This window comes from Desulfurispirillum alkaliphilum, assembly GCF_055378285.1.
The window spans coordinates 468,782-481,035 of record NZ_AP042405.1 but is presented as its reverse complement, the minus strand read 5'-3'; the positions used below and the strand labels follow the sequence as shown (position 1 = coordinate 481,035).

General features: G+C 58.5%; 11 protein-coding genes and 1 tRNA gene. 5 read left to right on the top strand and 7 right to left on the bottom strand.

Features of this window, described 5'->3' with window-relative positions; all coding sequences use genetic code 11:
- Positions 1-8: 8 nt before the first annotated feature.
- The 7 genes from ACZ46I_RS02390 to ACZ46I_RS02360 form a co-directional block, all read right to left on the bottom strand.
- The gene (locus ACZ46I_RS02390) at positions 9-1,142 is read right to left on the bottom strand and encodes a cysteine desulfurase family protein (RefSeq protein WP_464281297.1); all 1,134 of its coding nucleotides are present in this window, start codon (positions 1,140-1,142) and stop codon (positions 9-11) included.
- Positions 1,139-1,483 carry an ArsR/SmtB family transcription factor gene (locus ACZ46I_RS02385; protein ID WP_464281296.1) on the bottom strand — a complete coding sequence of 115 codons (345 nt, stop codon included), beginning with the start codon at positions 1,481-1,483 and terminating at the stop codon, positions 1,139-1,141. The genes ACZ46I_RS02390 and ACZ46I_RS02385 overlap by 4 nt, the downstream gene beginning before the upstream one ends.
- A 216-nt stretch (positions 1,484-1,699) precedes the next feature.
- A complete protein-coding gene (locus ACZ46I_RS02380) occupies positions 1,700-2,320 on the bottom strand; it encodes a carboxymuconolactone decarboxylase family protein (protein WP_464281295.1) in 621 nt (206 codons plus the stop codon).
- Between the two features lie 13 nt (positions 2,321-2,333).
- A complete protein-coding gene (locus ACZ46I_RS02375) occupies positions 2,334-3,014 on the bottom strand; it encodes a DUF3047 domain-containing protein (RefSeq protein ID WP_464281294.1) in 681 nt (226 codons plus the stop codon).
- On the bottom strand, positions 3,011-3,985 hold the full coding sequence (gene arsS, locus ACZ46I_RS02370) for an arsenosugar biosynthesis radical SAM (seleno)protein ArsS (protein ID WP_464281293.1): 975 nt from the start codon (positions 3,983-3,985) through the stop codon (positions 3,011-3,013). Before arsS ends, ACZ46I_RS02375 begins: the two co-directional genes overlap by 4 nt.
- Before the next feature lie 258 nt (positions 3,986-4,243).
- Positions 4,244-7,858 (bottom strand): hydantoinase B/oxoprolinase family protein, encoded by a 3,615-nt coding sequence (locus tag ACZ46I_RS02365; protein ID WP_464281292.1) that lies wholly within the window; start codon positions 7,856-7,858, stop codon positions 4,244-4,246.
- A gap of 117 nt (positions 7,859-7,975) precedes the next feature.
- Positions 7,976-8,065: transfer RNA gene (locus ACZ46I_RS02360), tRNA-Ser, on the bottom strand.
- Positions 8,066-8,273: 208 nt separating this feature from the next.
- Here ACZ46I_RS02360 and rpsL point away from each other — a divergent pair.
- The 5 genes from rpsL to rplC are packed head-to-tail and all read left to right on the top strand — an operon-like array spanning position 8,274 to position 12,240.
- Complete coding sequence (gene rpsL, locus ACZ46I_RS02355) at positions 8,274-8,648, top strand: 30S ribosomal protein S12 (protein ID WP_013504973.1); 375 nt, start codon at positions 8,274-8,276, stop codon at positions 8,646-8,648.
- Between the two features lie 23 nt (positions 8,649-8,671).
- Positions 8,672-9,145 carry a 30S ribosomal protein S7 gene (rpsG, locus tag ACZ46I_RS02350; RefSeq protein ID WP_013504974.1) on the top strand — a complete coding sequence of 158 codons (474 nt, stop codon included), beginning with the start codon at positions 8,672-8,674 and terminating at the stop codon, positions 9,143-9,145.
- A 13-nt stretch (positions 9,146-9,158) separates the two neighbouring features.
- Positions 9,159-11,234 (top strand): elongation factor G, encoded by a 2,076-nt coding sequence (gene fusA / locus ACZ46I_RS02345; RefSeq protein WP_464281291.1) that lies wholly within the window; start codon positions 9,159-9,161, stop codon positions 11,232-11,234.
- Between the two features lie 27 nt (positions 11,235-11,261).
- Positions 11,262-11,576, top strand: coding sequence for a 30S ribosomal protein S10 (gene rpsJ, locus ACZ46I_RS02340; protein WP_013504976.1), 315 nt, complete (start codon positions 11,262-11,264; stop codon positions 11,574-11,576).
- Positions 11,577-11,610: 34 nt separating this feature from the next.
- Complete coding sequence (rplC, locus tag ACZ46I_RS02335) at positions 11,611-12,240, top strand: 50S ribosomal protein L3 (protein ID WP_013504977.1); 630 nt, start codon at positions 11,611-11,613, stop codon at positions 12,238-12,240.
- Positions 12,241-12,254: the final 14 nt, after the last annotated feature.

The following is a 12,254-nucleotide window of genomic DNA, read 5'->3' as shown; positions in this document are numbered from 1 at the left end:
AGCCTCCTTTATGTTGGGTTATGGGTATTCACAACTTGTGTCAGGAGCTCCAGCACCCTCTGCAGCTCCGCATATTTGGTGTTACGCCCCAGGCTGAAGCGCACCGCTCCCATGCCCGCACTTACGGAAACTCCCATGGCTTCAAGCACCGGCGAGAGGCTGATAGCGCCAGCGTGGCAGGCCGAGCCAGTGGATGCCGCCACTTCCGGCATTTGCTCCAGGATTTCCGCGCCGATAGCACCGTGAAAGTTCACGTTGAGAGTATTGGGAAGGCGTTCAGTGGGGTGTCCGTTCAGACTGATGCGGTTGCCGAATTGGTTTTGCAGGTGTTGCCAGAATTCATCACGCATGGCGATCATTTCAGCGGCTCCTGTCCACTCTCCTGCCAGTTCGCAGGCAGCACCCAGGGCTACATTCAGCAGAACGTTTTCCGTTCCTGCGCGGCGGCCTGCCTCGTGGGCCGCCCCATGCACAAGAGGCACGATGGGCGTTCCTTCGCGGATGTACAGGGCTCCCACCCCCTTGGGTGCAGAGAGCTTGTGTCCGGCAACACTGAGCAAATCAACGCCCAGGGCATCCATCACCGTGGGAATTTTCCCCACACTCTGGGCAGCATCGGTGTGGAACAGTATGCCTGCTGCCCTGGCAATTTCCCCAATGGCTTCTATTGGTTGAATGGTTCCGGTTTCATTATTGGCGTGCATGATGGAAATAAGGATGGTGTCTTTGTCGATTGCCCGGCGCACCTGCTCCGGGTCAACCATCCCGTAGCCGTCAACCGGCAGTCTGGTTATCCGCGCGCCCAGGCTTTCCAGAAAGCGACAGGGCTCCAGTACAGCTGGATGCTCCACAGCGCTGGTAATAATGTGGTTTCCTTGATGGCGCAGGGCAAAATAGACGCCCTTGATGGCGTGGTTGTTGGCTTCGCTGCCACCACTGGTAAAGACGACTTCGGTTGGGTCGCAATCCAGCAGGTTGGCCACCTGGCCGCGTGCTGCCTCCAGGGCATCTTTGGCACCGCTGCTGGCCCAGTGCTGGCTGGAAGGATTACCGAAGTGATCCTCCAGATATGGCTGCATGGCAGCCAGCACTTCCGGGGCAACGGGAGTGCTGGCGTTGGAGTCAAGGTAGATCAGGCTCACCCTTTCACCTCCGCAGGTAACTCCTTCTCCCGCTGAATCTGCTCCTTTGTCTTGTGGATAGGGCCACTATCCTGGGCCAGCAAGTCAAAGAAACCGGCCACCAACTGGGGGCGGCTGAGGTAGTAGCAGCGCAGGGCACCGTCCTGGGCAAAGTCCACAAGGCCGGCATGGCGCAGCACCGCCAGGTGCTGGGAGATATTGGCCTGGGATGCGGGCAGGATGTCTTCCATGTCCGTAACGCAGCGCGTTCCCTGCAGCAGTTCAGCGGCAATCAGCAGACGGGTTGGATGGGCCAGGGCTTTGAGTATGGCCGCCCAGTTTTGCGACTGTTCAGGGTGCATGGGTACTCCTCTATGGATATTCGAATATCCTTATATGTCATTGCAAGTCCTATGGCAAGGGAGTTTCATGGCAAAAGAGAAAAATCCGCGCGCTTTCCCCATCGCTCAGCCAGAGAGGCTTTCTCCGGCGGTTTTGATCTTTGTTGGTAGCGAGCAGCAAGCAGTGTGTGGGAGGCAAGGCGCCCGTTCAGGTTGAGGATTAGAAGTTGGTTGCTTTCAACTCTTTATTTCTTGGTGTTTTGGTGGGATTTGCGTGACACTTATCCCCGTCTTTTCTGTGTCCTGACTCTCCGGCGTTTTCACCTGGCAGAATCCCTGGGCTGGCACATCCAAAGCGGCGTTGAACTTGCTGGAGAGGTTCTGAAAGGCAATAAGGCCGGTGAGCTCCACCAGCGCGTCATCGTCAAAGTACATCCGCAGCCGCGCCATCAGATCATCACTGATCTGCCCATCGGTGCGGGTTATGGCTTCGGTGTACTCCAGCACCGTCCGCTCTATTTCATCAAACAGGTCGCTTTCACGCCAGCCACTCAGCGCTTCCACCTTGTCCATGCTGCCGCTGCGCCTGGCCAGGGTAGCGGAGTTGATATCCACGCAGAAGTGGCACCAGTTTATCTGGGATACCCGCACAGTGACCAGGGAACGCAACACGGGATCGATGGGGGATGAGCGGCGATCAAGCACGCCGTAGAGTATGGCCACGGCGGCGAAGAGTTTGGGCACCCGGCCCCAGAGCAGACCCGGTTGCAGTACGCTGCCATAGCGGCGTTTCTGGCTCCAGAAGAAGGGCTTCAGCCACCAGGGATAGGCATTCAGTGGCTTGGTGGGTATGTGCATGTGGTTCTCCTTTTCATGGGCAATATTCTTGTGGATCGGCATGGGAGTCAGCGGCTATCAGGCGGATATCGGCGTACCAGGCGCGGGTCTGGCCGCCGGTATTGTCAGTGTCGGTCATCAGGGCAATGGCGCCAGCTTTTGGAGGTGAGCTGCCAAAGATTTCCCGGTAGTCCTGGTAGACATTGCGGCACTGGGTAATCCAGGTTTCGGCATGTTGGTTGCCACTTTGCACGGCCACCATGCGGGCATTGCTGAAGAAGGGGTTGGGCACCATCTGCCCCTGGGGCAAATGGTTGGCCCAGATATAGTTGATGCTTTTGGTGTTGGGGCGGAACCAGTGGGGAAAGACCACATATACCCGTGCGGCGTAGTCGTCTCCGGCTTTGGTCAGGGCATTGCCATCGGGGATGATGTTTTCCACTTTCCAGCGCCACTGCAGAATGGGGTATGTGGCGAGATCAATATCAACTTCATGCACCAGGCCCGATGCCTGGTTCTGGCTGCTGGCCTGCAATACCAGCGTTCCTTCCTCTTCCACCAGCTCATAATGGGTGGGGCTGGTGCCGCGAAACTCCTGGGCTTGCCACTGCGGGCTGATACCGTCCTGCATACTCCCAAAGGGCAGGGGAATAGATGAAGCCTCGAAGGCAGCTGAACGCAAAAGAAACACCAGGGCCATGGAGCCGACTCTCATGCGATGGCCCCGCCGCAGGAGCTACCCGCCCCGGCGGTGCAGCCGAAGCAGTGCTCGGCGGTAGCAATGGAGCGGGGGATCTGCTCCAGGCTGTGCACATCCCATATATGCAGAGGTGTACCACCTATGGGCAGGCCTGCCATCTGGTTGAAGTCGCAGTCATGGAGGCTGCCATCCCAGGCTACCGATACTTGTTGCATGCACATAAGGTTGTGGGCGGCCGCAGGGTTGAAGTTGTCCACCAGCATCTGCATATAGTCGTCATACTGCCCGTGATGTCGCAGATGGCGGGCGTAGCGGGTGACGGGAATATTGGTAAGAGTGTAGAGATGGTTGAAGAGGATGCCGTAGTGCTGGGCCAGCTGCTGGCGGTAGGATTCCTCCAGTGCCGACTGGCTGGGGGGCAGGTGGGCACCGCTGGGATTATATACCAGGTTCAACTTCAGGCTGCTGCCCGGCTGGCCATAGCCCAGTTCATTGAGCAGGCGTAGTCCCCGTATGCTCTTGTCAAAAACGCCTTCGCCCCGTTGCCGGTCGACATTGGCTTTCAGGTAGCAAGGCAGAGAGGCGATGACTTCCACGCCATGTTCGGCCAGAAAGGCGGCGGTATCTTCCTGCCCGGGTTCAAAGAGCACACTGAGGTTGCAGCGATGCAAAAGCGTTCTGCCCATGGCATGCACTGTGCGCACAAAGGCCCGGAAGTGGGGATTCAATTCCGGCGCGCCCCCGGTGATGTCCACGGTGTGCACTCCAGGAGCATTCTGCAGTAGCTCCACCAGTCGCTGGAAAGTGGCGGCCTCCATCATCTCGCTGCGCAGCGGATCAGCTTCCACATGGCAGTGGGTACAGGACTGGTTGCAGACCTTGCCTACATTGATCTGCAGGGTAGTGATGGGCTGACGCTGCAGCTGAATATGGTTGTGGTCAAGGATGTTCTGGAATGGGGATGTGGGGCACTGCAGACTTGGCATATGAGCTCCGGGTAATAGTTTTCCTGTATATTCGCCATTTAATAAGGAAAAGTTACAGCATAAGTAACTCTTCACGGTGTAGCAACACTTGCGCTCCTGCCAAAATATTACTGTGAGACCGTGAATGGTTGTCAGCGTATTCCACCTTGCGCCTTGAGTGAGCGCAGCGAACGGGGGTGAGATACTCTTGTTGCCTTTCTTTGAGCTTTTGAGAGCTTTGCGTGGGGTACTGCCTTTTCCCATCTCGGTTTTTTCCGCTCAACCAGCGCCAAATCCTCCGCCTCCCGGTGTCTGCACCACAACCACATCACCCTTTTGCATGGTGGCTTTACCGGTGCTCAGCAGCACTTCTTTCGTGCCGTCGCGGCGCTCCACCCAGCAGTGGCCGGTGGCTCCATTGCTTCCGCCCTGCAGGCCGCTGGGGGCGACCTGGTGGCTGTTGGCGAGGATGGCGACTTCCATGGGCTCCAGGGCGCGGATGCGCCGCTCGGCGCCATTGCCGCCTTGCCACGTGCCTGCGCCTCCCGATCCATGGCGGATGGAGAAGCTTTCCAGCAGGACGGGGAAGCGGGTTTCCAGGATTTCGGGGTCGGTGAGGCGGCTGTTGGTCATGTGGACGTGGACGGCGCTGGCGCCGTGAAAACCGTTACCGGCTCCAGCTCCGCCACAGAGGGTTTCGTAGTGCTGGTAGCGGCTGTTGCCAAAGGTGAGGTTGTTCATGGTGCCCTGGCTGTTGGCCAGTACGCCCAGGGCGGCGTAGAGGGTATCGGTGATGACCTGGCTGACTTCCACGTTGCCGGCGACGACGGCGGCGGGGTAAGTGGGGCTGAGCATGGAGCCCTTGGGAATGATGAGCTGGATGGGCTTGAGGCAGCCGTCGTTGAGGGGGATATTGTCCTGCACGAGGGTGCGCAGGACGTAGAGCACGGCGGCGCGGGTAACGGCGCGGGGCGCGTTGAAGTTGCCGGGCTGCTGGGGGGAGCTGCCGGTGAAGTCGACGGTGGCGCTGCGATGGTGGCGGTCGACGCGGATGGTTACGCGGATGCGGGCACCGCAATCCATGATTTTTTCCCACTGGCCATCTTCCAGGACGTGGAGCACCCGGCGCACCTGCTCCTCGGCGTTGTCCTGCACGTGCTGCATATAGGCGTGGACGACGGGCAGGCTGTAGTGGTCGACCATTTTATGGAGTTCCCGCACGCCGCAGTTGTTGGCGGCGATCTGGGCTTTGAGGTCGCTGATGTTCTGGTCGGGGTTGCGGGCTGGGTGAGCACCGCTGCTGAAGAGTCGGCGCACTTGCGGCTCCAGCAGTTGGCCGTCCCTGACTACCTGGAAGTTGGTGATCAGGACCCCTTCGTCTTCAATGGCCCGGCTGTCGGGGGGCATGGAACCGGGGGTAATGCCACCGATATCGGCGTGGTGGGCGCGGCTGGCCACATAGAAGAGAATTTCGGCGCCGCTGTGGTCAAAGACAGGGGTGACCACGGTGACGTCGGGCAGGTGGGTGCCGCCCTGGTAGGGGTCGTTGAGCATATACACATCGCCGGGCCGCATGGTGCCCTGGCGCTGCTGAAGAATGGCCCGCACGCTTTCGCCCATGGAGCCAAGGTGCACGGGCACGTGGGGCGCATTGGCCACCAGGGCGCCGCCATGGTCGAAGATGGCGCAGGAGAAGTCCAGGCGTTCCTTGATGTTGGCGGAGCTGGCGGTCTTTTCCAGGGTGGTGCCCATCTGCTCGGCGATGGACATGAAGAGGTTGTTGAACACTTCCAGCATGACCGGGTCCACTTCCGTGCCCACGGCGTACTGCCGGGGGCGCGCCTGATAGCGCTCCAGGATGATGTGTCCCTTGGGGTTGACGCTGGCCTGCCAGCCTGGCTCCACCACGATGGTGCCCACTGGCTCCTGAATAATGGCCGGGCCCTGCAGGCAGTGGCCGGGCTGCAGGTACTGGCGGTCATGGACGGGGGTGGCGTCGTGAAAGGTGCCCGCCATGAAGGTGCGCACCAGGTCCAGGGGCTTGGGGAGTGGGCCTGCGGGGGAAGGAAGGTCGGGTTCGTCCTGCAGGCTGGCGCTTCGGCTGATGACTTCCACCACGGCGGCACTGACCAGCAGGGGCGTATCGGGAGTGCAGAAGCCAAACTGCTGCTGATGGAGGGCTTCGAAGCCATGGCGAATGGACCCGACGCTTCCGAAATCCACCAGCAGGGAGGTGTCGGTGCCCTGGTAGCGCACCAGCAGCTGATGTCGGCTGTGGATGCTCTCCGGTGCGGCTCCCTGCTCCAGCAGCTCCCTGCGGCCCTGCTGCTCCAGTTCATGGATGACCTGTTGCAGGCGCTCGCACAGGGTGGGGCTCAGGGGCTCCTCCACGGTGGCTTCGCCGATGGTGGTCATGTCGGCCAGACCCATGCCATAGGCGGACAGAACTCCGGCCAGGGGATGAATCAGCACCCGTGGCATGCCCAGGGTATCGGCCACCAGGCAGGCGTGCTGGCCTCCGGCTCCGCCGAAGCAGTTGAGGGTGTAGTGGGTGATATCGTGGCCGCGCTGTACGGAAATGCGTTTGATGGCGTTGGCCATGTTTTCCACGGCGATCTTCAGGAAGCCTTCGGCCACCTCTTCGGGGCTGCGTGCATCGCCGGTGGCCGCGCGGATCTGCCGGGTCAGCTCCTGGAAATGCTCGGCGACAATTTCGGCATCCAGGGGTTCGTTGCCATGGGGGCCGAAGACGGCGGGGAAGAAGCGGGGCTGCAGCTTGCCCAGCATGACGTTGATATCGGTGACGCTCAGGGGGCCACCGCGCCGGTAGCAGGCGGGGCCGGGGTCGGCTCCGGCGGAATCGGGGCCGACCCGGTAGCGGGAGCCATCAAAATGGAGGATGGAGCCGCCGCCAGCGGCTACGGTGTGAATGGTCATCATGGGGACGCGCATGCGCACTCCGGCGATGACGGTTTCAAAGCTGCGTTCCAGTTCGCCGCTGTAGTGGGAAACATCGGTGGAGGTACCCCCCATGTCAAAGCCGATGACCTGGTCGTACCCCGCAATGCGGGCGGTGTGAATGCCGCCCACAATGCCGCCCGCCGGGCCGGACAGAATGGCGTCCTTGCCCGCAAAGCAGCGGGCATTGGTCAGGCCGCCATCGGATTTCATGAACTGCAGACGGGTGTTGCCAAGGGCGGCTGCCACCTGGTTGGCGTAACGCCGCAGGATGGGGGAGAGGTAGGCGTCCACCACGGTAGTATCGCCCCGCCCCACAAACTTGATGAGGGGGCTGGCCTGGTGGGAGAGACTGACCTGGGGAAAGCCCAGATCGTGGGCGATCCGGGCCACCTGCTGTTCGTGGCGGGGAAAGCGGTAACCGTGGAGAAAGGCGATGGCACAGGAGCGCAGGCCGCCATTATACGCCTGCTGCAGCGCGCTTCGCACCTGTTGTTCGTCGGGGGCCTGCAGCACGGTGCCGTCGGCCATGATTCGCTCATCCACCTCCACCACATCGCCATAGAGCAGTTCCGGCAGGGCGATTTCCAGAGCGAAGATATCGGGACGGGCCTGATAGCCAATGCGCAGGGCATCGGCAAAACCCCTGGTCACCAGCAGCAGGGTGGGCTCGCCCTTGCGCTCCAGCAGGGCGTTGGTGGCAACGGTGGTGCCCATTTTCACCGCGTTGATGTGTTCGGGGGGAATGGGGGCAGCGGTGTCCAGGCCCAGCAGGTCGCGAATGCCCTGGAGGGCTGCGTCATCATAGTGGCCGGGATTTTCGGAAAGCAGCTTGCGGGTGAGGATGGAGCCGTCCGGTGTGCGGGCGATGACATCGGTGAAGGTGCCGCCCCGGTCGATCCAGAACTGCCACTGTCTGGGGTTGCTTGGGTTCATGCCTGTCTCCGGTGAAGTTTCTTCCGGTGCCTGACTGTACCATGGACGGGCGCTGCTGAAAATTCCCCGACGCAAAAGGCCCTGAATCTTTACGATTCAGGGCCGGGCTGTGCGTAATGGCGGAAAAGGGGGGATTCGAACCCCCGATACCCTTGCAGGTATACACGCTTTCCAGGCGTGCTCCTTCAACCGCTCGGACACTTTTCCATATTGACAGCCTGCGAATTATACAAATTTTTTCTGCCGGTGCAATGAAAAAATGCGTGTCGTCTGCCAAGTCCTTTTTACAGCATGAAAAAAAACGTTCAATCTCCTTGACAGACCCCACGGGGTTTGATAACTTCCGTAGGTTTTTTGCACACGGCACAAGTGCGTCTTGTGTCGGGATTTTTTTGATGTAGGGAGGTAACTACGGATGCCAACAATTAATCAGTTGGTCCGCAAGAACCGTCAGTTGCAGTTGTCCAAGACGGGCTCACCTGCCCTGAAGAACTGCCCCCAGAAGCGGGGAGTGTGTACGCGCGTGTACACGACGACGCCCAAGAAGCCGAACTCGGCGCTGCGTAAAGTAGCTCGTGTAAGGCTCACAAACGGCATCGAAGTGACGTCGTACATTCCCGGTATCGGGCACAATCTTCAGGAGCACTCGGTTGTCCTGTGTCGTGGCGGCCGTACCAAAGACCTTCCCGGTGTTCGGTACAAGGTCATTCGCGGCGCGCTGGATACGGCGGGCGTCAATGGTCGGCTTCAGTCGCGTTCCAAGTATGGCGCGAAAAAGCCGAAGAAGTAACTGTCGTTTTGAGGAGTTGAGGAATGCCTAGAAGAAGAGTGCCGGAGAAACGGGAAGTACTGCCTGATCCCATTTACGGGAGCGTGCTGGTTTCCAAGTTCGTCAACCGCCTGATGCGGGACGGCAAGAAGAGCGTGGCCGAGAGTATTCTCTACGGTGCGCTTGACAAGGTGAAAGAGCGATTTGGTGATGACGAGGCCCTGAACGTTTTCCAGCAGGCGGTGGAGAATGTGAAGCCGGCTCTGGAAGTCAAGTCACGTCGCGTCGGTGGAGCAACTTACCAGGTTCCCGTTGAAGTGAAGCCCCGTCGTCAGGAGACACTGAGTATCCGTTGGATCATTGCCTATGCCAAGAAGCGCAAGGGCAAGGGTATGGTTGAAAAACTGGCCAACGAGATTACAGATGCGTCAAAGAGTTCCGGGGAAGCTGTGAAGAAGCGGGAAGACACTCACAAGATGGCGGAAGCAAACAAAGCGTTTGCCCACTATCGCTGGTAAGGAGAGGATTCAATTGGCTAGAGAGATTTCACTGCAAAACACGCGCAACATCGGCATCATGGCCCATATTGATGCAGGAAAGACGACGACAACCGAGCGTATTCTTTTCTACACCGGCGTAAGCCACAAGATTGGCGAAGTGCACGATGGCGCGGCGACCATGGACTGGATGGAGCAGGAGAAAGAGCGCGGGATTACGATTACTTCCGCGGCCACAACCTGCTTCTGGAAAGAAAACCGCATCAATATTATCGATACTCCAGGACACGTGGACTTCACCGTAGAGGTGGAACGGTCCCTTCGCGTTCTCGATGGCGCTATCGCCGTGTTCTGCTCTGTCGGTGGTGTGGAGCCCCAGTCTGAGACTGTGTGGCGCCAGGCGGACAAGTACCATGTACCCCGCATGGCCTTTGTAAACAAGATGGATCGTATCGGCGCGGATTTCTTCCGTGGCGTGAACATGATCCGTGAGCGCCTGGGGGCGAACCCTGTTCCCCTGTGTCTGCCCATTGGTGCCGAGGACGAGTTCCGCGGTATCGTTGACCTGGTGCAGATGCGCGGTATCGTCTGGAATGACGAGACCATGGGCGCCAAGTATGACATCATTGATATCCCCGCTGAGCTGCAGGAGCAGGCAGAGGAATATCGTGAGAAACTCCTTGAAGCAGTTGCCGAGGTCAATGACACCCTTCTTGAAAAATACCTGGGCGGAGAAGAACTCTCCCTGGAAGAAGTGAAAGCGGCTATCCGCAAGGGAACCATTGACCTGTTGTTTACTCCAGTGCTGTGTGGCTCATCCTTCAAAAACAAGGGTGTGCAGACATTGCTGGATGCGGTTATCGATTACATGCCGAGTCCTGTCGATATCCCCGCCATCAAGGGCGTGGACATGCAGGGCGAGGAAATCGAGCGCCATGCTGACGATGCCGAGCCCTTCAGCGCTCTGGCATTTAAAATCATGACCGACCCCTTTGTGGGAACCCTGACCTTCTTCCGCGTTTACTCCGGTGTGCTCCAGAGTGGGTCCTATGTGCATAACAGCACCAAGGACAAAAAGGAGCGCGTTGGCCGTCTGCTGAAGATGCATGCCAACAAGCGTGAAGAGATCAAGGAAGTGTTTTCCGGTGATATCGCTGCTGCGGTTGGCCTGAAGTACACCACCACCGGGGACACCCTGTGCGATCCCGATAAACTGGTTATCCTGGAGTCCATGGTATTCCCGGATCCCGTTATCTCGGTTGCCATTGAACCCAAGACCAAAGCGGATCAGGAGAAGCTGGGTATTTCCCTGCAGAAGCTGGCCCAGGAAGATCCTACTTTCCGCGTGAACAGTGACCTCGAAACAGGTCAGACGATTATCTCCGGTATGGGCGAACTGCACCTGGAGATCATCGTAGACCGCCTGCTGCGCGAGTTCAAGGTAGATGCCAACGTGGGCGCTCCCCAGGTTGCCTACCGCGAGACCATTCGCAGCACGGTTTCCCAGGAGCACAAATACGCCAAGCAGACTGGTGGTAAAGGTCAGTACGGCCACGTGTTCCTGCGTATCGAGCCCCTTGAGCCCGGCGCTGGTTTTGAATTCATTGACGAGATCAAAGGCGGTGTTATTCCCCGCGAATACATCCCTGCCGTTGAGAAGGGTATTGTCGAGGCTCTGGACAGTGGCGTCATGGCTGGCTACCCCATGGTCGACGTGCGTGCTGCCGTATACGACGGCTCCTATCACGATGTTGACTCCTCGGAGATGGCGTTCAAGATCGCAGCCAGCATCTGTTTCAAGGAAGCGTGCCGCAAGGCCAGCCCTGTGCTGCTTGAGCCAATCATGGCCGTCGAGGTGGTGACACCCGAGGACTACATGGGCGACGTTATGGGCGACCTTAACTCCCGACGTGGTCGTATCGAAGGAATGTCAGACCAGGCAGCCGCCAAGGTCATCAAGGCAATGGTTCCTCTGGCCCAGATGTTCGGATATGCGACAGATCTGCGCAGCGCCACCCAGGGTCGCGCCGCGTACAGCATGCAGTTCGATCACTATGAGGAAGTTCCCAAGAACATCGCTCAAGAAATCATTGAGAAGGTGAAGGGGTAACCCCCCTTCTGAAGAGGATAGTAAGCTATGACAGCAGCAAACCAGAAGATCCGTATCAAGTTACGGGCCTATGACCACAAGATCCTGGACGCCGCAGCCAAGGAAATCGTGGAAACGGCTGGTCGTACGGATGCTAAGGTGGCAGGTCCCGTACCTCTGCCCACGAAGATCGAGAAGTTCTGCGTCATCCGCAGCCCCCACGTGAACAAAAACTCCAGGGAACAATTTGAGATGAGGACCCATGTGCGACTCATTGATATCCTGGACCCGACTTCCAAAACCACTGACGCTTTGATGAAGTTAAATCTTCCCAGCGGTGTGGAAGTCGAGATCAAGCTCTAAGAGCCTGTAACACACTCTAGAGAGGGTTGGTTCGATGAAGTCTCTAATCGGGAAAAAAATAGGTATGACTCAGATCTTCTGTGAAGATGGTACAGTCATTCCCGTTACAGTTGTGGAAGCTGGTCCTTGCACGGTTGTGCAGGTGAAAACAGTGGATAGTGACGGTTATGCCGCTGTGCAGGTTGGCTTTGAAGAGGCGCTGAAGGAAAAAAGAGTTTCCAAGCCCCTCAAAGGCCACTTTGCCAAGTCCGGGGTTGCTCCCCAGCGGCATTTGAAGGAGTTCCGTGTAGAAGACCCCGCTGGTTTCAGCGTAGGTCAGCAACTCACGGCTGAAGTTTTTGCTGCTGGTGATAAAATTGATGTCACCGGCACTTCTAAAGGTAAAGGTTTCCAGGGCGTTATCAAACGCCATGGCTTCGGCGGAGGTCGGGCAACTCACGGCTCCACATTCCACCGTGCCCCTGGTTCCATCGGTATGTGTGCTACCCCCAGCCGCACCTTCAAGAATAAGAAGATGCCTGGCCGTATGGGTGGAAAGACCACAACCGTGCAGTGCCTTGAAGTAGTGAAGGTCATGGCTGATCAGAACCTGTTGCTGGTGAAAGGGGCCATCCCCGGTTCCAAAGGCGGGATCATTGAAATCAGCCAGTCGCAAAAGGCCTAACAAAGGATATTGGA